This window comes from Micromonospora sp. NBC_01796 (assembly GCF_035917455.1).
Classification (GTDB): domain Bacteria; phylum Actinomycetota; class Actinomycetes; order Mycobacteriales; family Micromonosporaceae; genus Micromonospora_G.
Map to the genome: position 1 here is coordinate 4,134,055 of NZ_CP109078.1, position 23,399 is coordinate 4,157,453.

Here is a 23,399-nt window from a genome sequence, read left to right on the forward strand (position 1 = left end):
ACTTCCCCAGGAGAGCTCGCCCATGTCGTTGTTTGCCAGACTCAGTCTCGCCAACCGGGGGCTGGTCGCCCTCATAGCGGTGGTGATCACGGGCTTCGGGGTGTACGCCGTCCCCTCGCTGAAGCAGCAACTCCTACCGTCGCTGGAGTTCCCGGCGGCCTTCATCGTGGCCAGCTACCCGGGCGCCTCGCCCGAGATCGTCGAAGCGCAGGTCACCGAGCCGATCGAGAACAGCCTCCAGGGCGTCGCCGGCCTCAGCAAGGTCACCTCGACCTCGCGTGAGGGCGCCACGACGGTTCAGGTCGAGTACGAGTTCGGCAGCGACCTCGACGACATGGTCAACAAGATGGAGACCGCGCTCAACCGGATCAGCACCCAGCTGCCCGAGGGCGTCGACCCGCTGGTCTTCGCCGGCAGCACCGACGACCTGCCGGCGGTCGTACTGGCCGCCAGCGGCAGCGGGGACAAGCAGGCGCTGACCGACAAGCTGCGGGCCACGGTCGTACCCGAACTCGAGGGGATCGACGGGGTGCGCACGGTCGAGGTGACCGGTGCGCCCGACCAGCAGGTCGTGATCACCCCCGACCCGGTCAAGCTCGCCGGGCTCGGCATCGCGCCGACAGCCATCGGCACCGCGCTCAAGGCCAACGGGGTGGCCATCCCGGCCGGCACCCTGGTCGACGGCGGCCAGGCCCGTACGGTGCAGATCGGTACCCGGATCGGCACCATCGAGGACCTGCGCGGCATCTTCGTCAGCCCGACCGCTCCGGGCGCCCCCGCGGTCAAGCTCAGCGACATCGCCACGGTCGAGCAGCAGGTCGCCCCGGCGACCGGGTTCACCCGGACCAACGGTCAGGAGAGCCTCGGCATCCAGGTCACCGCGTCGCCGGACGGCAACGCGGTGGGGATCTCCCACGAGATCCGGGACAAGCTCGCCGACCTCGGCGAGGCGTCCGGAGCCGACCTGACCGTCGTCTTCGACCAGGCGCCGTACGTGGAGAAGTCGATCGAAAGTTTGACCACCGAGGGCCTGCTCGGCCTGGTGATGGCGGTCCTGGTCATCCTGGTGTTCCTGCTGTCGGTGCGGTCCACCCTGGTCACCGCGGTCTCGATCCCGCTCTCCGTGGTGGTCGCCCTGATCGCGCTCTGGATCGGCGACTACTCGCTCAACCTGCTCACCCTCGGCGCGCTGACCATCGCGGTGGGCCGGGTGGTGGACGACTCGATCGTCGTCCTGGAGAACATCAAACGGCACCTCGGGTACGGGGAGGACAAGCGCGGGGCCATCATCACCGGCGTACGCGAGGTCTCCGGGGCGGTGACCGCCTCCACCCTCACCACGGTCGCGGTGTTCGCGCCGATCGCCCTGGTCGGCGGCTTCGTCGGGCAGATCTTCGCCCCGTTCGCGATCACCGTCACGGTGGCCCTGCTCGCCTCGCTGGTGGTCTCGCTGACCGTCATCCCGGTGCTCGCGTACTGGTTCCTCAAGCCGGCAGCCGGTGGCGAGGGGGAGGCCGCGGTGCGCGCCGCCGCCGAGGAGAAGGAACTGCGCAGTCCGCTCCAGCGGGCGTACCTCCCGGTGATCGGTTTCGCGACCAAGCGCCGCTGGTCCACCGTGGCGATCGGCCTGGTGGTGCTCTTCGCGACGTTCGGTCTCTCCACCCAGCTCAAGACGAACTTCCTGGACGACTCCGGGCAGGACACCGTCAGCATCAGCCAGAAGATGCCGGTCGGCACCAGCCTGGCGACCACCGACGCCGCGGCCAAGCAGGTCGAGGGGATCCTGGCCAAGACCGACGGGGTCGAGACGTACCAGGTGACCGCCGGGGGCGGCGACAGCCCGTTTGGCGGTGGTGGCGGCGCCGCCAACGCGAGCTTCTCGGTGGCGCTGCACGAGGGGACCGAGGCCGGTCCGCTCAAGGACAAGCTGCGGGCCGAGTTCGACAAACTGAGCAACGCCGGTGAGATCACCTTCGGCGGCGGCAGCCAGTCGACCAACCAGCTCGCGGTGATCGTCCAGGCCGCCGACAACGACGTGCTGGCGCGGGCGACCGAGCAGGTACGCCAGGCGATGGTCGACACCCCCGAGGTGGAGGACGTCGAGAGCAGCCTGGCCGACAGCGCACCGCGGATCGACGTGACGGTGGACCGGGCCAAGGCGGCCCAGTTCGGGCTCTCCGAGGCGGCCGTCGGGCAGTTCGTCGGGCAGGCGTTCCGGGGCAGCCCGCTGGGGCAGGTGTCGCTCGGCAACGACCAGCAGGACGTGGTGCTGCGCTCCGGGTCCGCCCCGGCAACGGTGGACGAGCTCAAGGCGCTGCCGATCGGCCCGGTCAAGCTCGGTGACCTCGCCACGGTCAACGAGGTGGCCGGTCCGGTGTCGGTCACCCGGATCGACGGCGAGCGCAGTGTCACCGTCACCGGCACCGCCACCGGGGCCAACCTGGGCGCCACCAGCACCGAGCTGCAGAAGAAGCTGGACGCGCTGGACGTACCGGGGGCGACCTTCACCATCGGCGGGGTCACCGCCGAGCAGGCCGACGCCTTCGCCGACCTGGGGCTCGCCGTACTCGCCGCGATCGCGATCGTCTTCGTGATCATGGTGGCGACGTTCCGGAGCCTGATCCAGCCGCTGATCCTGCTGGTCTCGATCCCGTTCGCGGCCACCGGTGCGATCGGCCTGCTGCTGGTCACCGGTACGCCGCTCGGCGTACCGGCCCTGATCGGTGTGCTGATGCTGGTCGGCATCGTGGTGACGAACGCGATCGTGCTGCTCGACCTGATCAACCAGTACCGGGAACAGGGGCTGGGCGTGCAGGAAGCGGTGGTCGAGGGAGCACGGCGCCGGTTGCGGCCGATCCTGATGACCGCCATCGCGACCATCTTCGCCCTGCTGCCGATGGCGCTCGGTCTGACCGGTGAGGGCGGCTTCATCTCGCAGCCGCTCGCGGTCGTGGTGATCGGCGGTCTGCTCAGCTCGACCCTGCTCACCCTGGTGCTGGTGCCGACCCTCTACACCATGGTGGAGGGCCGCCGGGAGCGTCGCCGCGAGCGGCGCAACCTGGCCAAGGGCGACGGCGGCATCCCCTCCGGGCCGGAGCCGGCGCTGGTCGGCGCGGGCGCGCCGGTCACCGGTACGGCCGGCGGCACGACCGACGGGGGCGGCTTCGGTGTCGACGCGGCACCCCGTCCGTCGGGTGCGCTGATCGACGGCACCGACCAGTTCGAGGTGCTCCGGCTGCCGAAGACCCGGCGTTCGCCGCTGCCACCGGCGGAGTAGTCCGGGGAACGAGCAGTACAGCTAGTCCGGGTCGTCCCGGGTCGGTGCGGTTACCGGCCCGGGACGACCCGTCTGTGGGGTCGCGGCCTGCGGGTAGGGTGCCGATCCGTGTCGTCGTCCCCGCTGCAACTCGTCGTCCGCAACCGCGACTTCCGGAACCTGTTCGCCGCCCAACTGGTGGTCTTCGGCGCCGACTGGTTCGTGATGGTGCCGCTGCTGGTGCTGCTGCCACAGTTGACCGGCAGCGGGGTGTGGGGCGCGCTGGTGCTGGCCGTCGACACCGGACTCACCGCGCTGATCCTGCCGTACAGCGGCATGATCGCGGACCGGATCGACCGCAAGAAGATCATGATGGTGTCGAACCTGTGCGGCCTGGTCGCACTCCTGCTGCTGCTCTGGGTACGCAGTGCCGACACCGCCTGGTTGGCGCTGGTGTCGATCGGGGCGGTCGCGGTGGCGAAGGCGTTCTACTCACCCGCCTCCCAGGCGGCGCTGCCGAACGTACTGGATCCGGAGGACCTGGCCACCGGGAACGCGGTCGCCGGGGCGGCCTGGGGCACCATGGGCGTGGTCGGTGCCTCGCTCGGCGGGGTGCTGAGCGAGGTCGTCGGCCCGTACGCCTGTTTCTGGATCGCGGCGGTGGCACTGGCCGTCGCGGCCGGCCTGGCCTGGTTGATCCGCCGCCCGTTGCAGGCACCCCGCGACCACGCGGTGCCGGTGCAGCGGGGTTGGGCGGCGCTGGGCGAGGCGTTGCGTTACATCTGGGCCCGGCCACGGCTGCGCGCCCTGGTCACGGTCAAGTCGGCGGTCGGCCTCGGCAACGGGGTGCTGACCGTGTTCCCGCTGCTCGCCGGCGTGTACGGCGTCGGCGCGATCGGTGCGGGCCTGCTGTTCGCCAGCCGGGGAGCGGGTGCGTTGGCCGGTCCGGTGCTGATGCGCCGGGTGCTCACCCGGCGGTCCTGGCTGCTGCCCGGCCTGGCGCTGTCGATGTCCGGCTACGGGTTGGCCTACCTCGGGGTGTCGGTGGTCAACTGGTTCCCGCTGGTCCTGGCGCTGGTCTTCGTGGCGCACTTCGCCGGCGGCAGCAACTGGGTGCTGTCCAACTTCGCGTTGCAGGGTGAGGTGCCCGACCGGCTCCGGGGGCGGGTGTTCGCCACCGACCTGATGCTGGCCACCTTCGCGATCTCGGTCAGTCAGCTCGTGGTCGCCGCGGTGGTGGACCACGTCGACGAGCGGGTGGTGCTCGCCGGCTGGGGGCTGGTCACCCTGGTCTACGCGATCGGTTGGCGGATCGCCACCCGCAAGCTCTCCCTGACCGAGTCGGAGCCCGCCCCGGACGTCGAGCCGTCCCGGTAGGGAACGGGGTTGTCCGACGGGCGGTGGCTCGCTATCGTAGTGATATCACTTTGCTACTAAGGAGATGTCATGGAGCGAGTGGTCTTCCGGATGTCCGGCTTCCTCATGATCGCGGTCCTCGTGGTGCTCGCCGCCGCCGCGGCCGGTGTCCTCGTCGCGGTCGGTAACGACGGGGCGATCGTGGCCACCGCCGTCACCTACGCCGTACTGGCCGCCATCGCGGGCACCGGTTTCACCATCGTCAACCCCAACAACGCGCAGGTGGTGCAGTTCTTCGGCCGCTACGTCGGAACCATCCGCGACGCCGGGTTCCACTGGACCATGCCACTGACCGCCCGTACCCAGGTGACGCTGCGGGTACGCAACTTCGAGACCGCCCGGCTCAAGGTCTCCGACGCCGACGGCAACCCGGTCGAGATCGCGGCCGTGGTCGTCTGGCGGGTCGTCGACGCCGCCAAGGCGGTGTTCGCCGTCGACGACCACGTCGAGTACGTCGCCGTGCAGGCAGAGACGGCCGTACGGCACCTCGCCACCAGCTACCCGTACGAGGCACACGACTCCGGTCGGGCCAGCCTGCGCGACAGCGCGGTGGTGAGCGAGGAGCTGACCCACGAACTGCGGGAGCGGTCCGAGATGGCCGGCGTCGAGGTGCTCGAATCGCGTACCACGCACCTGGCCTACGCTCCGGAGATCGCCCAGGCGATGCTGGCCCGCCAGCAGGCCAGTGCGATCGTCGGCGCCCGCTACAAGATCGTGGAGGGCGCGGTCGGGATGGTCTCCCTCGCGTTGGACAAGCTGCGCGAGGAGCACGTGGTGGACCTCGACGAGGAGCGCAAGGCACAGATGGTGGCCAACCTGCTGGTCGTACTCTGCGGCGACCGGGCCGCCCAGCCGGTCGTCAACGCCGGCTCCCTCTACAGCTAGAGGCGGTCCGGCTGATGGCCGAGCGCAAGAAACTCCTGCTCAGGCTCGATCCGCAGGTCTACGACGCGTTGGCCCGGTGGGCCGGTGACGACCTGCGCAGCGTCAACGCCCAGATCGAGTTCGCCCTACGGCTCGCCCTGCGTACGGTCGGGCGATCACCGAAACCGTCGAACGAGCCGGCGTCGGGCGAGTCGGGACCGGCGTCGGACGAGTCGGGATCGGATGAGCGGGCGCCGGGTGAGTCCGGCGGGTAGCGGGTCAGCCCGCGACTCGCCGTCCGAATACTGATCAGGCGTTGGGCGGCCGGCTGCCGTGGTGGCCGGCCGCCCTAGCATGGGCGGATGGTGTTGTCCTTCGTCTCCGGGCCGGTCCGGGTCCGGGTGCCCGCGACCAGCGCGAATCTCGGGCCGGGTTTCGACTCGCTCGGTCTCGCGCTGGCCCTTTACGACGAGGTCGGCGCCAGGGTGACCCCCGGCGGTTGCCGGGTCGCGGTCACCGGTGCGGGCGCGGGCGAACTGCCCGACGACGAGACCCACCTGGTGGTCCGGGCCATGCGGGCCACCTTCGACCTGCTCGGCGGCCAGCCGACCGGGCTGGCGCTGGACTGTGTGAACCGGATCCCGCAGGCTCGTGGCCTGGGTTCCTCGTCGGCCGCGATCGTCGCCGGGGTGCAGTTGGCCCGTGGACTGACCGTCGACGGTATGGACCGGCTCGACGACGCCGGTGCGCTGCGCCTGGCGGCCGAGATCGAGGGACATCCGGACAACGTCGCGCCCTGCCTGCTCGGCGGCTTCACCATCGCCTGGACCGAGACGGCGCCCCTCTCGGCCGGGCTGGCCGGATCCGACCAGCCCGTCGCACCCGTCCCCGGAGCGGGAGTGACGGATGGGACTCAGGGGAGCACTGAGGCGCAGGTGGCGGCCGATGCCGGGCGCCCCGGGGTGGGTCCGGGTGCGCGGGCGGTTGTCCTGCGGCCGTCGCCGGATGTCACGCCGGTGATTTTCGTGCCCGAGGAACGGGGACTCACCGCCGTTGCCCGTGCCGCACTGCCGGCCACGGTGCCGCACCAGGATGCCGCGCGGAACGCCGGACGGGCCGCGTTGCTCGTACACGCGCTCACCGCCGACCCCTCCCTGCTGTACGCCGCGACCTCCGACCGGCTGCACCAGGACTACCGCGCGGCCGGGATGCCGGGCACTGCTTCCCTGCTCACGGCCCTGCGAGCGGCTGGAGTGGCGGCGGTGGTCAGTGGTGCGGGACCGACCGTACTGGCCCTGTCCGCGGTGCCGGAAAACTTCGACCCGGGAATGGGCTGGTCGGTCCGGCTGTTGCCAGTAGACGTGACCGGCGCCCAGGTTGATAGGGTTAGACTGGGACACGCCGAGCGGGACCCTGTTGCCGCAGGTCGGAAGAGTTGATTACGCTCTAGACTTAGCACAGCCGCGAAGCATGCGATCTCCTGCGGGTCGGTGCACCCCCGAAGCTTTCGGCGGTTAGCCCGTCTCACCCTTGCCTAGGCCCACGCCGCACCGCAGTTTTCCACCGGTCGTCGCAGACGGCGAAGACTGCTCACCGACGTTGGTGAGTCGGGAAAACCGGCTGCTGTGTTACAGACTCCCGTTACGCGCGACGCGAGGCGGGTGTACCGAGGCCGCCCGGCCACCTTGTTAGTCGATCCCGGGTAGCCCCGGCCTTATCGAGGGAAGGAATCCATTGAGCGACACCACCGACGTGACGTCGGATGTTTCCAACGTCGCTGGCGAAGCCACCGCGGGTCCCGTCCGTCGCCGCCGGACTGGCACCGGCTTGTCGGCGATGCTGCTGCCGGAGCTGCAGAGCCTGGCCGCGTCGCTCGGCATCTCCGGTACTGCCCGGATGCGCAAGGGCGAGCTGATCAGCGCGATCTCCGAGCGTCAGGGGGGCGCCGCCGCCGGTAGCCCGCCGCGTCCACGGGCCGAGGTCGCCGCCGCGGCCGCGCCGGCCCGCGAAGAGGTACGCGCCGAGGTGCGGGACACCACCGAACGGCGTGGCGCGGACGAGACTCCGGCTCCGGCTGCCCAGCCGGCGGCCACCGAGGCGCCCGCGCCCGTACGCGAGCGTTCCTCCCGCCGGTCCAGCCGTGCCGCGGCAACCGCCGCCACGGCAGCGGTGGAGCCGAAGGCCGACGAGCCGGTGGCCGAGACCACCGAGCGGGTCGAGCGGACCGAGTCCCGGACCAGCCGGGAGCGGGGTGACCGGGCCGAGCGCGGTGAGCGCACCGAGCGCGGCCAGCGCAACGGCGAGCGGAACTCCGACCGCAACGGCGAGCGGAACACCGAGCGGAACAACGAGCGCAACGCCGAGCGTGGCGGCGACCGCAACGCGGAGCGTGGCAACGACCGCAACGCCGAGCGCGGCAGTGACCGCAACGGTGAGCGGAACGCCGACCGCAACGGTGAGCGGAACCTCGACCGCAACAACGACCGGAACATCGATCGCAACGATGACGGCGACGATGACGGCGAGGGCGGTGGTCGCCGCAGCCGCCGCAGCCGGTTCCGGGACCGTCGGCGCGGTCGCAACGACCGCCCCGAGGGCGCCGAGACCACCGGTGGCGGCCGGGACCCGCAGGTCAACGAGGACGACGTGCTCGTCCCGGTGGCCGGCATCATCGACGTGCTCGACAACTACGCCTTCGTCCGGACCACCGGTTACCTCTCCGGCCCGAACGACGTCTACGTGTCGATGTCCCAGGTCAAGAAGTACGGCCTGCGCCGAGGTGACGCGGTCACCGGTGCGGTCCGCGCGGCTCGCGACGGTGAGCAGCGGCGGGACAAGTACAACCCGCTGGTGCGGCTCGACACCATCAACGGGATGGAGCCGGACGAGGCGAAGCGGCGGCCGGAGTTCTACAAGCTGACCCCGCTCTACCCGCAGGAGCGACTCCGTCTGGAGACCGAGCCGCACATCCTCACCACCCGCGTCATCGACCTGGTCATGCCGATCGGCAAGGGCCAGCGGGCGCTCATCGTCTCCCCGCCCAAGGCGGGTAAGACGATGGTGTTGCAGGCGATCGCCAACGCGATCACCCACAACAACCCGGAGTGCCACCTGATGGTGGTGCTGGTCGACGAGCGGCCCGAAGAGGTCACCGACATGCAGCGCTCGGTGAAGGGCGAGGTCATCGCGGCCACGTTCGACCGGCCGCCGCAGGACCACACCACGGTCGCGGAGCTGGCGATCGAGCGGGCCAAGCGCCTGGTCGAGCTCGGCCACGACGTGGTCGTACTGCTGGACTCGGTGACCCGGCTCGGGCGGTCGTACAACCTGGCGGCACCGGCCAGCGGCCGGATCATGTCCGGTGGTATCGACTCGACCGCGCTCTACCCGCCGAAGCGGTTCCTCGGCGCGGCCCGCAACATCGAGAACGGCGGCTCGCTGACCATCCTCGCCACCGCACTGGTGGAGACCGGGTCCATGATGGACACGGTCATCTTCGAGGAGTTCAAGGGCACCGGCAACGCGGAGCTGAAGCTGGACCGGAAGATCGCCGACAAGCGGGTCTTCCCGGCCATCGACATCCACCCGTCCGGTACGCGTAAGGAAGAGATCCTGCTCGCGCCGGAAGAGTTGGCCATCACGCACAAGCTGCGCAAGGTGTTGCACTCGCTGGACTCGCAGGCCGCACTGGACCTGCTGCTGGACCGGCTCAAGCAGAGCCGTACCAACATCGAGTTCCTGATGCAGATCGCGAAGTCGACCCCGGGGGAGTAATCCCTCGCGACGTACGCGAAAGGGGCACGGCCGGAAACGGCCGTGCCCCTTCGTCGTGGCACCGTCAGAAGTCGCCCTCGGCCACCTGGAAGACGGTGAGGCCCAGGTCGCGCCACATCCGGACCACCTGCATCCGGTCGTCGAAGACGCCGACCACCTGGAAGCGGGGGTGGATCTCGGCTTCGAAGATCTCCCGCTTGACCACCGAGTCCTTGCGGCTGTCGCCGTACTCGCGCATGTGGAGGCCCAGGTACGGCACTGCCACGTGCAGGTCCAGCCAGGCTTCGGTCTCGGCCCGGCAGGAGTCGTCCCGTCCGGAGCAGAAGACCACGCCGTAGCCGGCCGAGTGCATCGCCCGGACCGCCGCGATCACCGCCGGATTCGGCCGGTCTTCGCCGACCCGGCTCATGTCGTACGGGCTGCGTTCGCCCAGCAGCGCCACGGTCCCGTCGATGTCCACCAGTACGATCTCCGGCGCGCCGGACGTGGGCCGGTAGACGGTCGCCGGGCCGCCCGGGGTCACGTACGGCACCGGCAGCGGCAGGGTGCGCCCGGCCAGGTACCGCTGGTGCATCCGACGGATCGCCTCCTCACCCACCCGGTCGTCCTCGGGCCGGTCGGCGTCCCGGCGTACGCACTCGTCCACCGGTACGTCGGTGAAGTCGTGCACCTCCAACGTGGCGCCGAACCGGGCACCGAGTTCGGCCCAGTCCCGTACGGTCCTCGACCGCAGGTTCGTGTCGTCGACGCAGACGTCGACCCGTGCCCGGAGCAGCGCCTCGACCTGTGCCCGCTGTACGGCGGTCACCTGGCCCTCGGCCCACTGGGTGAACAGGCGGGTCCCGTGCAGCATCCGGCGCAGGTCGTCGCGGTTGACCCGGACCACGCCCGGCTGAAGTTCGCGGGCGAAGGTGGTCTTGCCGGAGGCGGGCAGCCCACGGGTGAGGATCAGTCGGGTCATCGGTCACTCCGGGTTGTGCGGGGTGCGGTCACCGGCGGGCTTGGCCTGCTGCCAGAGCAGCGGATGGTGGTCCTTGCCGTCGAGTCGGAGGAAGAGGGCGGCGCGTTCCGGGTGGGCCAGGGCCCGGCCGGCGAAGTCGCGTCGGGTCCACCCGTCGGGCAGGCCTGCGACGATTTCACCGTACGCGGTCTCGATCCGGGCGGCGCGGGCCGCGACGGTCGCGGTCAGCTCGGCCGCGACCGCCTCGACCCAGGCACGGAACTCGTCCGGCAGCGGCTCGACCAGGTCGGCCAGGCTGCCGCCGTGGACCATGACGTCCCAGACGGTACGGGCGCTGAGGCCGTAGACCAGGCGGTGCAGCCGGACGTAGTCGGCGTACTTGATTTTCACCCGCTGGTCGGTGTCCGGCCAGTGCACCACCAGCCCTTCCCGGTTGTCGCGCGGCGGCGCGGCCAGCGCCTCGGCGAACGTGCGGTAGGGCAGCGGCTCCACCACCGGACCGGGCCAGCCGGGGACCGCCGCCGGGCCGTGGCTGCGGCCGGTGGCGATCTCGACCGAGCCGAGCAGCACCAGGTCGTCCAGGCCGGCGTAGTCGAGCACGATCCGGTTGGTCGGGTAGATGATCTCGACCAGTACGGTGTGCCCGGCCGGCGGGACGAAGCCGGGATAGCGGGTGCGCAGCAGTTCGGTGGCGTGCCGGGCCTGGTCCGAGGTGAACGAGCCCCGGGTGGCGACCGTGTACCCGTCCGGGGTCGGGAAGATCACACCGAGCGAGCCGTCCGCCTTGTCCGTCACGGTCGCCGGTGCGTCGAGCCGGAGGTCCGGCGCCCCCGGCTGGTCGTGGTTGAAGAACTTCGGGTACGGCCGGGCGAGTACCGCCCCGGTCACGTCGTCCACGATCAGCCCCCGACAGGCCAGCGTCACCGGCGTCCAGATCGAGGCGTACGTGCACGCCTCGGTGTAGTTGTAGATGGACAGCGGCAGCTCGGGGTGCCGTTGCACGCGTACGAGACCCTCGGCGAGCGCCTCGGCCAGGGCCGAGGGATCGAAGACGTGCGCCAACGGCGTCACCGGTACGCGGACAGGGGTGGTCACGGGGAATGCCTTCCGGCGGGAGGGGAATGCACAGGGGTGCGGGGAACGTTAACCACCACGGATCAGGTGTGCAGCCCGATTTCGGGGTGGGCCGAGCCCCATGGCACACTGGTCAATCGGCCACCGGTTCCGGTTCACGCCCGAGCGCGCCACGCGATCGTGACGAGCGTTGACGGCGACCCGGCGACCACTTGACGAAAGGGACCGAGGCGACATGAAGCCCAACATCCACCCGGAGTACGTCACCACCGAGGTGACCTGTTCCTGCGGTAGCACGTTCACCACCCGCAGCACCGCCAAGGGCGGCTCGATCCACGTCGAGACCTGCAGCGCCTGCCACCCGTTCTACACCGGTAAGCAGCGCGTTCTCGACACCGCCGGCCGGGTTGCGAAGTTCCAGCAGAAGTACGCCAAGGTTCAGGCCAAGAAGGCCAAGTAGCTGCGTCGACGGCGCCCGCGTCCCGGTTCGTACCGGGCGCGGGCGTTGTCCGTATATGCCCGCGGTCCCCCATTCCGCCGCGGTTCCCCCGCTCGGTCACAAGGAGTACGGGTTATGAGCAGTGAGCGGTTGGCTGGCCTTCTGGACGAGTACGCGCAGCTCGAGAAGCGGTTGGCGGATCCGGCGATCCACGCCGACCAGGCGACCGCCCGACGGGTCGGACGTCGGTTCGCCGAGCTGACCCCGATCCACAAGGCCGCCGGTGAGCTGTCGGAGGCCCGGGCCGACATCGAGGCCGCCCGTGAGCTCGCGGCCGAGGACCCGTCGTTCGCCGGCGAGGTGGACGCGCTGGCGGCGTCCCTGCCCGCGCTCGAACAGCGGCTGGCCGAGCTGCTCGCCCCGCGCGACCCGCACGACGCCAAGGACGTGATCCTGGAGATCAAGGCCGGTGAGGGCGGCGACGAGTCCGCGCTGTTCGCCGGTGACCTGCTCCGGATGTACACCCGGTACGCCGAACGCCACGGCTGGGTGACCGAGGTGCTCGAGGTGCAGGACTCCGACCTCGGCGGGGTGAAGGACATCTCGCTCGCGGTGAAGACCAAGGGCGTACCGGAGGGCGGGAACGGGGTCTGGTCCCGGCTGAAGTGGGAGGGTGGGGTGCACCGCGTACAGCGGGTGCCGGTCACCGAGTCCCAGGGCCGGATCCACACCAGTGCCGCCGGTGTCCTGGTGCTGCCCGAGGCGGAGGACGTGGACGTCACCATCGACCCGAACGAGCTGCGGATCGACGTGTTCCGCTCGTCCGGCCCCGGCGGCCAGTCGGTCAACACCACCGACTCGGCGGTGCGGATCACCCACCTGCCGACCGGGATCGTGGTCTCCTGCCAGAACGAGAAGAGCCAGCTCCAGAACCGGGAGCAGGCGTTGCGGATCCTGCGGGCCCGGCTGCTCGCCGCCGCCCAGGAGCAGGCCGACGCGGCTGCCTCCGACGCCCGCCGGCTCCAGGTGCGTACGGTCGACCGCTCGGAGCGGATCCGGACCTACAACTACCCGCAGAACCGGATCACCGACCACCGGATCGGCTACACGGCGTACAACCTCGACCTGGCGCTCGCCGGGGACCTGGACGCCGTGCTGGACGCGCTGACCGAGGCGGACCGGGCGGCCAGGCTGGCCGGCGAGAGCGAGCTGTCCCGCCGCTGATCCGCCGCCCTCGCGGACCGGGTCAGGAGACGATCCGGGGCCGGGTCTTGGACCGCAGCATCTCCCGGTCGGCGACCTTGAACGCGGTGCTCAGTGCCTCCCGCAGGTTGGCACCGGCCCCGCTCACCTCGGCGAAACCGACGCTGACCCCGACCGGGGTGCCCGGCACCAGCGAGGCCCAGTCCTCGGCGTACACCGCGGCGGTGATCCGGCGGCCCACGTCGTCGGCCTCGGCCATGCCGGCGCTCGGCAGCACCACGATGAACTCGTCACCGCCGAACCGGGCCACGAAGTCACCCCGCCGCATCACCCGGTTGATCACCCCGGCGATGCGTTGCAGGACCAGGTCGCCGGAGTGGTGGCCGTGCGCGGTGTTGACGGCCTTGAAGCCGTCGAGGTCGCAGACCCCGATCACCGCCCGCTCGCCCCGTCCGACCATCGCCGCGACGTAACGCTCCAGCCGGCGGCGGTTGGGCAGGCCGGTGAGCGGGTCGGTGAGCGCCTCGTCCTCGTACCGGGCCGCCTCGCGGCGCAACTCCTCGTGGTCGATCCGGGCCGCGATGCCGTCGACGTACACGTCCCGGAGCCGGTCGTTGCGCTGGGCGGCGAGCCGGAACGCGAACCGGTCGGCCCGGTGTGCCGCCGGATGGTCACCCGCCCTGCTGTACGCCATGCTGCGCAACCGGGCGTGCTCGGCCGCGCCGAGGGTCTCGGCGGCCACGGTGATCGTGTCCAGCCGGGTCATCGCCTCGATCGGCCGCCCGGCGGCGATGGCCAGGCACGCCTCACCGAGCTGGCGCATGTCCCGCGCCCGGGCGCTGTCCCCGCCCTTGCTGAGCAACGAGGTGGCGGAGATCCCGGCGGGCAGCTCGGTCGGCTCACCGAGCGCCGCCCGGCGGGCGACCGCGTACCCGTACGCGACCAGGCTGCTCGGGCGCAGCCGGGCCCCGCCCCCGGTCGCGACGAACCGGTCCAGGTCGCCGCCGATGTCGCGGAGCACCCGCAGGCAGCCGTCGCTGTCGCCGTGGTGGTCGAGGGTGACCGCGTTGCGCAGCCGGATGCCGGGGGCGGCGAACGTCTCGTCCGGTATACCGGCGGCGGCACCGAGCTGGCGGGCCCGTTCGATGGCGGAGAGCGCATAACCGTGGAAGCTGAGGTAGGAGTAGGCCATCGCCAGGTCGTGCCAGGCCCAGGCGGTCTCCCGGTCCGGGTCCTCCACCGCGGCCAGCGCCTGGGCGCTGCGGACCAGGTGGGTCACGCACCGGTCGAGGGCACCGTGGTCGTGCGCGGCGAGCGCGGCCAGGGCGTGCAGGTGCCCGTGCAGGTACGGCTCGGAGACGAGATCGCGGGCGGCGTCGAAGGCGCGCTCGACGGCGGTGGTGTATTCGGCGGTCCGGCCCAGGTTGATCAGCGCGGAGAGGCGTTGGACCAGCGCGTCGGCGCGGGAGTACGGGTCCTCGGTGGCGTCGATGACCTGCTCGAAGGTCTGGCACGCCGCGGCGGACCGGCCGGCCTCCATCAGCCCGCGAGCGTGCATGAGGACCTCGGCCTGGTCTTTGACCTGGTCGAGCCAGCTCACGCGGAACCTCCTACGAATCGCGGACGAGCGGCGCCCGTGTCCGGTGCCCCCGTCCGACGTCTCATGATTATGGCGTGACAGATTTCCTACAGCAGCCCGCCGAAGGGTCAGAACGGTTGCGGCCCTCGGTTGCCGTCGGTCGGGCGACCGGTGCGTTGGCCGCCGCCGGAATCGGCCCCGCCCGGGCCGAAGCGGAGCTGCTGGCCGCGTACGTGCTGGATACGTCGCGTGGGCGGTTGGCGCTGACGGCCAGGTTCACCCCCGCCCAACTCGACCGGTTCGCCGAACTTGTCCGTCGTCGGGTGGAGCGCGAACCGTTGCAGTACCTCCTCGGTTCGGCACCGTTTCGTTATCTGGAGCTGGCGGTCGGGCCGGGCGTCTTCGTACCCCGTCCGGAGACCGAACTGCTCGCCGGCTGGGGGATCGAGGGGGCCCGCGCGATGGTCGGGGGCACGGGTGCGCCCGCCGCGCCGCTCGTGGTCGACCTGTGCAGCGGCAGCGGGGCGATCGCCCTGGCGGTGGCCGACGAGGTGCCGCAGGCGCGGGTGGTGGCGGTCGAGCGGTCCCCGGAGGCGCTGTCCTGGCTGCGCCGCAACGCGGCCGAGCGGGCCACCGCCGGGGACCGGCCGGTCGAGGTGGTGGCCGGCGACGTCACCGATCCCGAGCTGCTCGCCGGGCTGGCCGGGCAGGTGGACATCCTGCTCTGCAACCCGCCGTACGTACCGTCGGCGACCGCCGTACCCCCGGAGGTGGCCGACCACGACCCGGCGGAGGCGGTCTTCGGTGGCCCCGACGGCCTGGCGGTGATCCGCCCGGTGCTGGCCCGCGCGGCCGACCTGCTGCGCCCCGGCGGGCTGCTCGGCATCGAGCACGACGACACCCACGCCGAGGCGGTACCGGCGCTGCTCCGCGCCGACGGCCGGTTCGACGAGGTACGCGACCATCCGGACCTGACGGGTCGGGCCCGGTTTGTCACCGCGTGTCGCACTGACGGCACCCGTGCCGCCGATGCCGTTCCGGCGTGGCAGACTGGCTCCTCGTGATGCTCTACGACTGTCGGTCCCTCGCCGAGCGCGACCGCGGTATCGCCGCCGCGATCGAGGCGGTCAAGAACGGCGAGCTTGTCGTGCTACCCACCGACACGGTGTACGGGATCGGCGCGGACGCCTTCACGCCGTACGCCGTCACCGCGCTGCTGAACGCGAAGGGTCGCGGTCGGTCCATGCCGCCGCCGGTCCTGGTCGGTTCCCGGCACACCCTCGACGGGCTGGTCTTCACCCTGCCGTCGGCCGCCCGGGACCTGGTCGCGGCGTTCTGGCCGGGCGCGTTGACGATCGTCGTCGAGCACTCGCCCAGCCTCCAGTGGGACCTCGGCGACACCGCCGGCACGGTCGCGGTACGGATGCCGATGCACCCCGTCGCGCTGGAAGTGCTCCGGGAGACCGGGCCGATGGCGGTCTCGTCGGCGAACAAGACCGGGCAGCCCGCGGCGACCACCGCCGAGGAGGCCCGCGACCAGCTCGGTTACTCCGTCCGGGCGTACCTGGAGGCCGGCACCGCGCCGGACCCGGTGCCGAGCACCATCGTCGACCTCACCGGCGAGATCCCCCGCGTGCTGCGGGAGGGGGCGATCCCGCTGGAGAAGCTGCGCGACGTCGTACCGGACATCCAGGGCCGGGTGGCCTGAGTGCCGCCGTTCACCGTCCTGCACGTCTGCATGGGCAACATCTGCCGCTCCCCGATGGCCGAGCGGCTGCTCGCCCTCGCGATCCGGGAGCGGCTGGCCCGGCGGGCCGACGGTGCGACGGGCGGGCCGGGGCTCGCCGACGAACTGCTGCACAGCCACAGCGCCGGCACCGGCGGCTGGCACGCGGGTGAGGAGATGAACCCGCCCGCCGCCCGTCAGGTCCGCTCCCGTGGTGGTGACATCGACGGCTTCGCCGCCCGCAAGCTGCGTTCGGACCAGATCGACGCGGCCGACCTGGTGTTGACCGCCACCGCCGACCAGCAGGACTACGTGGTCGCGCTCCGCCCCGACGCGGCCGGGCGGACCTTCGTGCTCGGCGAGTTCGGCCGGCTGCTCGCCGCCGTCGACCTGACCGGGCTGCCCGCCGCCTCGGCCACCCCGGACGAGGTGTACGCCCGAGGGGTCGCCCTGGTCGAGGCGGTCGACGCCGCCCGGCGGGGCAGCACCCCGCTGCCGGCGGACGATCTCGACGACCCGTGGGGCCGGGGTGACCAGTGCTTCAGCCGGGTCGCCGACGAGATCGAGGAGACCGTCGACCCGCTCGCCGCCGCCCTGCTGCCCTGAGCGCATCGCCGGGGGTTGTCGTCCTGACCAGGGCATAGGTCGATCACGCCGGGCCGCTCCGTACACTCCACTGCGGTGGCGCACTCGACGAGGAGACCACATGAGCAAGTTCTACGGGCCCGACTTCGACGAGTTGGCGGCCACCGATCCGGAGATCGCCGACGTGGTCCTGGGCGAGTTGGACCGGTTGCGGGGCGGCCTGCAACTCATCGCCAGCGAGAACCTCACCTCGCCGGCCGTACTGGCGGCGCTCGGCTCGACCCTGACCAACAAGTACGCCGAGGGGTATCCCGGACGGCGTTACTACGGTGGCTGCGCCGAGGTGGACCGGGCCGAGGAGATCGGCATCAACCGGGCCAAGGAGCTGTTCGGGGCCGAGCACGCCAACCTGCAACCGCACTCCGGGGCGAGCGCGAACCTGGCCGCGTACGCGGCGCTGGTGCAGCCGGGTGACCCGGTGCTGGCGATGGAGCTGCCGCACGGCGGTCACCTGACCCACGGCAGCCGGGTCAACTTCTCCGGCAAGTGGTTCTCCCCGGTCGGCTACACCGTCCGCCGGGACACCGAGCTGATCGACTACGACGAGGTACGCGACCTCGCCCTGGCGCACCGACCGAAGCTGATCATCTGTGGCGCGACCGCCTACCCCCGACTGATCGACTTCGCCCGGTTCCGGGAGATCGCCGACGAGGTCGGTGCGTACCTGATGGTGGACGCCGCGCACTTCATCGGGCTGGTGGCCGGCGGGGCGATCCCGTCCCCGGTGCCGTACGCCGACGTGGTCTGTTTCACCACCCACAAGGTGCTCCGGGGACCGCGCGGCGGCATGATCCTCTGCCGGGAGGGGCTCGCCGAGCGGATCGACAAGGCGGTCTTCCCGTTCACCCAGGGTGGTCCGTTGATGCACTCCGTCGCGGCCAAGGCCGTCGCGCTGCGCGAGGCCGCGTCACCCGACTTCAGGACGTACGCCACCCAGGTGGTCCGCAACGCCCAGGCGCTGGCCGCCGGGCTCGCCGCGGAGGGGATGCGGCCGGTCTCCGGCGGCACCGACACCCACCTGGCCCTGATCGACCTGCGCGAGTTGGACGTGACCGGACGGGACGCGGAGGAACGGGCCGGCCGGGCGGGGATCACGCTGAACAAGAACGCCATCCCGTACGACCCGCAGAAGCCGATGATCGCCTCAGGGATCCGGGTCGGCACCCCGAGTGTCACCACCCAGGGCATGCGCGAGGGTGAGATGCGGCAGATCGCGACCCTGATCTCCCGGGCCGTCCGGACCGATCCGACCGCCACCGGTGGCGAGGAGACGCTGGCCGCCGTCGCCCACGAGGTCACCGAGCTGGTGGCCGGCTTCCCGGCGTACCCCCGTGGCTGAGCTGGCGGCGGATCGCGCCCTGGACGCCGACCGCGACCCGGTCGAGGGCGCGACAGTGGACGACACATCCCCCGCCGACGCTGTCACGGACCCGGCCGCCCCGGCGGACAAACACTGGCGATTGCAGCATCTGCCGGTGCTGCTGTTGGCCTCCGCGGGCCTGGTCGCGCTGGCCGCCCTGGTCGGCGGGCTGACATCCGGTACGACCGGAGCGATCGGTGCGGCGATAGGCGTTGCCGTCGTCACTTTCAGTTACACATCGTCCACCCTGGTCGTGGCCTGGGCCGATTCGGTGGACCCGCAACTGGTCCTGCCGTTCGGTCTGGCGATGTACGCGGCCAAATTCTCGGTGTTCGGCGTGTTGATGGCCGCGGCGGCTGCTACTGGCTGGCCAGGGCTGGTGCCGCTGGCGCTCGGCGTGGTCGCCGGCGTGGCGGTCTGGACCGGTGTGCACATCTGGTGGATCACCGCTGTTCACCTGCGGCGGACCACCACTTAGCACGGCGCGGCAAAAAACTGTCCGTGATCGGTCATTTCCCAGCGGGCCTAAGCGGAGTAGCGTGCCTCCAGACGACGCTGCGCCCCAGAACGCCCACACACCTCGGTTGTGCGGGGGGTGCCTCCTTGCCTCGTATTTCTGGCTGATACCGTTCGCCGTGTCATGGCCGGTGACCAAACCCCCCAACCCGCTGACGGCACAGGCGACTATCAGCCGCCCAACGCCGGACAGGGATGGACCGCGCTCGCGTACCTGATCGCAGGGATGTTGGTGTGGGGCCTCATCGGCTGGCTGGTCGACCGGTGGCTCGAGACCGATGGCGTCGCCATCGGGATCGGCGTGGTACTCGGCGCGGCTGGTGGGATCTACCTGGTCATCCGCCACTTCGGCGCGCCGCCTAACTAGGGAAGGGACGCGGTGATCGGACAAACGGTCGTCCTCGCGGAGGGCGATTCCCCGTTTCCACCCAGCGTGGGGGACTTCTTCCTGCCCAGCATCGCCCCGTGGGGCGGACACTCGCTGTGGGTCACCAAGATCACCCTGCTGGTCTGGCTCGCGGCCGGTTTGCTCATCCTGTTCTTCCTGCTGAGCTACCGCAAACCGCAGCTGGTGCCGACCAAGAAGCAGTGGTTCGCCGAGTCGATCTACGGCTTCGTGCGCAACAACATCGCCGTGGAGATGATCGGGCACCGTGGAGTCGCCTTCGCGCCGTACTTCACCACGCTCTTCTGTTTCATCCTGCTGACGAACCTGTTCAGCATCGTTCCGCTGATCCAGATCTCGCCGAACTCGCACATCGCCTTCCCGGCGATCTTCGCGGCGATCAGCTACGTGATGTTCATCTGGGTGGGCATCCGGCACCACGGTGCGGGCAAGTTCTTCAAGAACGCCCTCATCCCGCCGGCGCCGTGGTACATCCTGCCGTTGCTGATTCCGATCGAGGCATTCTCGACGTTCCTGGTTCGCCCGTTCTCGCTGGCCGTGCGTCTGTTCGCGAACATGTTCGCCGGCCACATGCTCCTGCTGGTCTTCACCCTCGGCGGATTCGCGATGCTCAACGCGACCCCGCTGTTGGCGCCGGTCTCGGTGCTCTCCTGGGTGATGACCGTCGCGCTGACCTTCCTCGAAGCACTGGTCATCGTCCTACAGGCCTACGTCTTCGTCGTGCTGACGGCAAGCTACGTGCAGGGCGCTGTCGCCGAAGAGCACTGATTCACAACCGCACAACCGTTGTCGTCCCGCGTGACCGTCACGCGAGATACCCAGGAGGAACCAACTAATGGACATCGCCGCAGTAGAGGGCAGCGTCGCCGCCATCGGTTACGGCCTTGCCGCCATCGGCCCCGGCATCGGCGTCGGCCTGGTCTTCGCCGCGTACATCAACTCGACGGCGCGTCAGCCCGAGTCGTCGCGGATCACCCTGCCCTACGTCTGGATCGGCTTCGCCGTGATCGAGGCGCTCGCGCTGCTCGGCATCGCATTCGGCTTCATCTGGCAGGGCCAGCTCTAGTTCCGCCCGCCTTCGTCAACGGAGGGTTCACATGCTTTACATCGCCGCTGCGGAAGGCGCCACCGAGCACAACCCGATTCTCCCGCTCTGGCAGGAGATCGTCGTTGGATCGGTCGCCTTCGCGCTGCTCTGCTTCGTGCTGATGAAGTTCGTCTTCCCGCGCATGGAGCAGACCTTCCAGGCGCGGGTCGAAGCGATCGAGGGTGGCATCAAGCGGGCCGAGGTCGCACAGGCCGAGGCCAACCAGCTCCTCGATCAGTACCGGGCCCAGTTGGCGGAGGCACGTACCGACGCCGCCAAGATCCGCGACGACGCGCGGGCCGACGCCGAAGGCATCCGACAGGACGTCCTGGCCAAGGCGCGCGAGGAGTCCGACCGGATCATCGCGCTCGGCAAGGAACAGCTCGCCGCCGAACGGCAGACCATCGTGCGTGAACTGCGCGCGGAGGTCGGCACGCTCGCGGTCGACCTGGCCAGCAAGATCGTCGGTGAGTCGCTCGCCGACGAGGCGCGTCAGAAGGGCACGGTCGAGCGCTTCCTGACCGGGCTCGAGAGCGCGGGGGCCCGCTGATGCAGGCCGCCAGCCGGGAGTCGTACGCCGCCGTGGCGGAGCGTCTGGACGCGTACGCCCAGACCGCCGAGCCGTCGGCGATCGCCGACACCGCCGACGGGATCCTCGCCGTGGCCGATCTGCTGCGCCGTGAGGCGCGGCTGCGGCGGGCCCTGTCCGACCCGGCCCGCTCCGGCGAGGAGCGGGCCGGCCTGCTGGGCAGCCTGGTCGCCGGCAAGGTCAACTCGGATGCGTCCGAGTTGCTCACCGCGCTGGTCGGTGGTCGCTGGTCGGCTCCGTCCGAACTGCTGACCGGCACCGAGCGGCTCGGGGTGGAGGCACTGCTCGCCAGTGCCGACCGGGCCGACGACCTCGGTGAGGTCGAGGACGAGCTGTTCCGCTTCGGCCAGGTGGTCGGGGGGGACACCGGACTGGGCAACGCCCTGTCCGACCCGATCGCGCCGGTGGCGCAACGGGCCGAGCTGGTTCGGACCCTGCTCTCCGGCAAGGCGAAGCCGTCGACCATCCGCCTCGCCGAGGTGGCCCTGGCCGGCTTCGGTGGACGGTCCTTCTCCAACGGGCTCACCCGCCTGGTGGAGCTGGCCGCCGACCGCCGTGACCGGCAGGTGGCCTACGTGACCGTCGCGGCGCCCCTCGGTGAGGAAGAGGAGCGCCGGCTGAGCACCAAGCTGACCGAGATCTACGGTCGGGAGGTCACCGTCAAGCAGACGGTCGACCCGCACGTGCTCGGCGGGCTGAGCGTCCAGGTCGGTGCCGATCTCTACGACGGCACCATCCTGCGCCGACTCACCGAAACCCGTAACGCGCTCACCAAGCGCTGAACGAACTACGCCGTACTTAGCCTGCCGCTCTGAGTTAACTCCGGGCCCTGAATAGAGGAAGCAGAGGATGGCCGAGCTGACCATCTCGTCGGAGGAGATCCGCGGCGCCCTGGAGCGCTACGTCTCCTCCTATTCGCCCGACATCTCCCGCGAGGAGGTCGGCGCTGTCGCCGACGCCGGTGACGGCATCGCGCACATCGAGGGGCTCCCCTCGACGATGGCCAACGAGCTGCTGGAGTTCGAGGACGGCACGCTCGGCGTGGCGCTCAACCTCGACGTCCGGGAGATCGGCACCGTGGTGCTCGGCGACTACGCCGGCATCGAGGAAGGCCAGCGCGTCAAGCGCACCGGCCGGGTGCTGTCCGTTCCGGTCGGCGACGCCTTCCTGGGTCGCGTGGTGAACGCGCTCGGTGCCCCGATCGACGGTCTCGGTGAGATCGCCAACGAGGGCTTCCGCGAGCTCGAGCTGCAGGCGCCGAACGTCATGGCCCGGCAGGGTGTGACCGAGGCCCTCCAGACCGGCATCAAGGCCATCGACGCGATGACCGCGATCGGCCGGGGTCAGCGTCAGCTGATCATCGGTGACCGGAAGACCGGCAAGACCACGGTCGCGATCGACACGATCCTGAACCAGCGGGACAACTGGCGGTCGGGTGACCCGGCCAAGCAGGTCCGCTGCATCTACGTGGCGATCGGCCAGAAGGCCTCCACCATCGCCTCGGTGAAGGGCCTGCTGGAGGAGCAGGGCGCGATGGAGTACACCACCATCGTCGCCTCGCCCGCCTCCGACCCGGCCGGCTTCAAGTACATCGCCCCGTACGCCGGCTCGTCCATCGGGCAGCACTGGATGTACGGCGGCAAGCACGTCCTGATCGTCTTCGACGACCTGACCAAGCAGGCCGAGGCGTACCGCGCCGTGTCGCTGCTGCTGCGTCGCCCGCCGGGCCGTGAGGCGTACCCGGGTGACGTCTTCTACCTGCACTCCCGCCTGCTGGAGCGCTGCGCCAAGCTCTCCGACGAGCTGGGTGGCGGCTCGATGACCGGTCTGCCGATCATCGAGACCAAGGGCAACGACATCTCGGCGTTCATCCCGACCAACGTCATCTCGATCACCGACGGGCAGATCTTCCTCGAGGGCGAGCTGTTCAACCAGGGTGTCCGGCCGGCGATCAACGTCGGTACCTCGGTCTCCCGGGTCGGTGGCGCCGCGCAGGTCAAGCCGATGAAGAAGGTCGCCGGCCGGCTCCGGCTGGACCTGGCCCAGTACCGCGAGCTGGAGGCGTTCGCCGCCTTCGCCTCCGACCTGGACAAGGCCTCCCGTAACCAGCTGGACCGTGGCGCCCGCCTGGTCGAGCTGCTCAAGCAGCCGAACTACTCGCCGTTCCCGGTCGAGGAGCAGGTGGTGTCGGTCTGGGCCGGCACCGAGGGCAAGCTCGACGACATCGCGGTTGCCGACGTACGCCGGTTCGAGAACGAGTTCCTCGAGTTCCTGCGGCACAACTACAAGTCGACGCTGGATTCGATCGCGGCGTTCAACTGGAGCGACGACGAGCCGCGCGCCCTGGACGAGGCGATCAACCGGTTCAAGGCCCAGTTCCTGGGTAAAGCGGACGACGTGAAGGTCAACGAGGCCGCAGCCGCGCCCCTCGAAGGGGAAGAGAACCGCGAGACCGTAACCCGGTACCGGGATGGCGGGACCGACGCTGCGGTAGAGAAGTAGGG

General features: G+C 70.6%; 22 protein-coding genes. 19 read left to right on the forward strand and 3 right to left on the reverse strand.

Annotated features, from left to right (window positions below; all coding sequences use genetic code 11):
• The first annotated feature begins 22 nt into the window (after positions 1-22).
• The 6 genes from OIE47_RS19085 to rho all read left to right on the forward strand — a co-directional run bounded on the left by OIE47_RS19085 (position 23) and on the right by rho (position 9,310).
• Positions 23-3,277: an efflux RND transporter permease subunit gene (locus tag OIE47_RS19085; RefSeq protein WP_326562834.1), complete on the forward strand. Its 3,255-nt coding sequence runs from the start codon at positions 23-25 to the stop codon at positions 3,275-3,277.
• Between the two features lie 108 nt (positions 3,278-3,385).
• Positions 3,386-4,633, forward strand: a complete 1,248-nt coding sequence (locus OIE47_RS19090) for an MFS transporter (RefSeq protein WP_326562835.1) — start codon at positions 3,386-3,388, stop codon at positions 4,631-4,633.
• 69 nt (positions 4,634-4,702) lie between these two features.
• On the forward strand, positions 4,703-5,557 hold the full coding sequence (locus OIE47_RS19095; protein ID WP_326562836.1) for an SPFH domain-containing protein: 855 nt from the start codon (positions 4,703-4,705) through the stop codon (positions 5,555-5,557).
• 14 nt (positions 5,558-5,571) lie between these two features.
• Positions 5,572-5,811 carry a hypothetical protein gene (locus OIE47_RS19100; RefSeq protein WP_326562837.1) on the forward strand — a complete coding sequence of 80 codons (240 nt, stop codon included), beginning with the start codon at positions 5,572-5,574 and terminating at the stop codon, positions 5,809-5,811.
• Positions 5,812-5,898: 87 nt separating this feature from the next.
• A complete protein-coding gene (thrB, locus tag OIE47_RS19105) occupies positions 5,899-6,975 on the forward strand; it encodes a homoserine kinase (protein WP_326562838.1) in 1,077 nt (358 codons plus the stop codon).
• Between the two features lie 295 nt (positions 6,976-7,270).
• Positions 7,271-9,310: a transcription termination factor Rho gene (gene rho / locus OIE47_RS19110; protein ID WP_326562839.1), complete on the forward strand. Its 2,040-nt coding sequence runs from the start codon at positions 7,271-7,273 to the stop codon at positions 9,308-9,310.
• Between the two features lie 64 nt (positions 9,311-9,374).
• On the opposite strand, the gene OIE47_RS19115 is transcribed toward rho, so the two are convergent.
• Together OIE47_RS19115 and OIE47_RS19120 are read right to left on the reverse strand one after the other, a co-directional pair.
• A complete protein-coding gene (locus tag OIE47_RS19115) occupies positions 9,375-10,271 on the reverse strand; it encodes a phosphatase domain-containing protein (RefSeq protein WP_326562840.1) in 897 nt (298 codons plus the stop codon).
• Between the two features lie 3 nt (positions 10,272-10,274).
• The gene (locus OIE47_RS19120) at positions 10,275-11,366 is read right to left on the reverse strand and encodes an RNA ligase (RefSeq protein WP_326562841.1); all 1,092 of its coding nucleotides are present in this window, start codon (positions 11,364-11,366) and stop codon (positions 10,275-10,277) included.
• Positions 11,367-11,580: 214 nt separating this feature from the next.
• Between OIE47_RS19120 and rpmE the strand changes: the two genes are divergently transcribed.
• Both rpmE and prfA read left to right on the forward strand, forming a co-directional pair.
• Entirely contained in the window at positions 11,581-11,805 is a 225-nt protein-coding gene (rpmE, locus tag OIE47_RS19125; RefSeq protein WP_121156762.1) for a 50S ribosomal protein L31, read from the forward strand.
• Between the two features lie 114 nt (positions 11,806-11,919).
• The gene (gene prfA, locus OIE47_RS19130) at positions 11,920-13,008 is read left to right on the forward strand and encodes a peptide chain release factor 1 (RefSeq protein WP_326562842.1); all 1,089 of its coding nucleotides are present in this window, start codon (positions 11,920-11,922) and stop codon (positions 13,006-13,008) included.
• A 22-nt stretch (positions 13,009-13,030) separates the two neighbouring features.
• Here the strand turns inward: prfA and OIE47_RS19135 are convergent, their stop codons facing one another.
• The gene (locus tag OIE47_RS19135) at positions 13,031-14,587 is read right to left on the reverse strand and encodes a GGDEF domain-containing protein (protein WP_326562843.1); all 1,557 of its coding nucleotides are present in this window, start codon (positions 14,585-14,587) and stop codon (positions 13,031-13,033) included.
• Between the two features lie 74 nt (positions 14,588-14,661).
• Between OIE47_RS19135 and prmC the strand changes: the two genes are divergently transcribed.
• From prmC to atpA, 11 genes are all read left to right on the forward strand, one after another.
• Positions 14,662-15,630: a peptide chain release factor N(5)-glutamine methyltransferase gene (prmC, locus tag OIE47_RS19140; RefSeq protein ID WP_326562844.1), complete on the forward strand. Its 969-nt coding sequence runs from the start codon at positions 14,662-14,664 to the stop codon at positions 15,628-15,630.
• The gene (locus tag OIE47_RS19145; protein WP_326563160.1) at positions 15,630-16,274 is read left to right on the forward strand and encodes an L-threonylcarbamoyladenylate synthase; all 645 of its coding nucleotides are present in this window, start codon (positions 15,630-15,632) and stop codon (positions 16,272-16,274) included. Before prmC ends, OIE47_RS19145 begins: the two co-directional genes overlap by 1 nt.
• Positions 16,275-16,898 (forward strand): arsenate reductase/protein-tyrosine-phosphatase family protein, encoded by a 624-nt coding sequence (locus OIE47_RS19150; RefSeq protein ID WP_326562845.1) that lies wholly within the window; start codon positions 16,275-16,277, stop codon positions 16,896-16,898.
• Between the two features lie 100 nt (positions 16,899-16,998).
• Complete coding sequence (gene glyA / locus OIE47_RS19155; RefSeq protein WP_326562846.1) at positions 16,999-18,276, forward strand: serine hydroxymethyltransferase; 1,278 nt, start codon at positions 16,999-17,001, stop codon at positions 18,274-18,276.
• Positions 18,277-18,331: 55 nt separating this feature from the next.
• Positions 18,332-18,775, forward strand: coding sequence for a hypothetical protein (locus OIE47_RS19160; protein WP_326563161.1), 444 nt, complete (start codon positions 18,332-18,334; stop codon positions 18,773-18,775).
• 162 nt (positions 18,776-18,937) lie between these two features.
• Complete coding sequence (locus OIE47_RS19165; RefSeq protein WP_326562847.1) at positions 18,938-19,180, forward strand: AtpZ/AtpI family protein; 243 nt, start codon at positions 18,938-18,940, stop codon at positions 19,178-19,180.
• A 12-nt stretch (positions 19,181-19,192) separates the two neighbouring features.
• Positions 19,193-19,987 (forward strand): F0F1 ATP synthase subunit A, encoded by a 795-nt coding sequence (gene atpB / locus OIE47_RS19170; RefSeq protein ID WP_326562848.1) that lies wholly within the window; start codon positions 19,193-19,195, stop codon positions 19,985-19,987.
• A 67-nt stretch (positions 19,988-20,054) separates the two neighbouring features.
• On the forward strand, positions 20,055-20,285 hold the full coding sequence (locus tag OIE47_RS19175; RefSeq protein WP_121156754.1) for an ATP synthase F0 subunit C: 231 nt from the start codon (positions 20,055-20,057) through the stop codon (positions 20,283-20,285).
• Positions 20,286-20,316: 31 nt separating this feature from the next.
• Positions 20,317-20,856 (forward strand): F0F1 ATP synthase subunit B, encoded by a 540-nt coding sequence (locus tag OIE47_RS19180; protein WP_326562849.1) that lies wholly within the window; start codon positions 20,317-20,319, stop codon positions 20,854-20,856.
• On the forward strand, positions 20,856-21,677 hold the full coding sequence (locus OIE47_RS19185; protein ID WP_326562850.1) for a F0F1 ATP synthase subunit delta: 822 nt from the start codon (positions 20,856-20,858) through the stop codon (positions 21,675-21,677). The genes OIE47_RS19180 and OIE47_RS19185 overlap by 1 nt, the downstream gene beginning before the upstream one ends.
• Before the next feature lie 67 nt (positions 21,678-21,744).
• Positions 21,745-23,397 carry a F0F1 ATP synthase subunit alpha gene (gene atpA / locus OIE47_RS19190; RefSeq protein WP_326562851.1) on the forward strand — a complete coding sequence of 551 codons (1,653 nt, stop codon included), beginning with the start codon at positions 21,745-21,747 and terminating at the stop codon, positions 23,395-23,397.
• Positions 23,398-23,399: the final 2 nt, after the last annotated feature.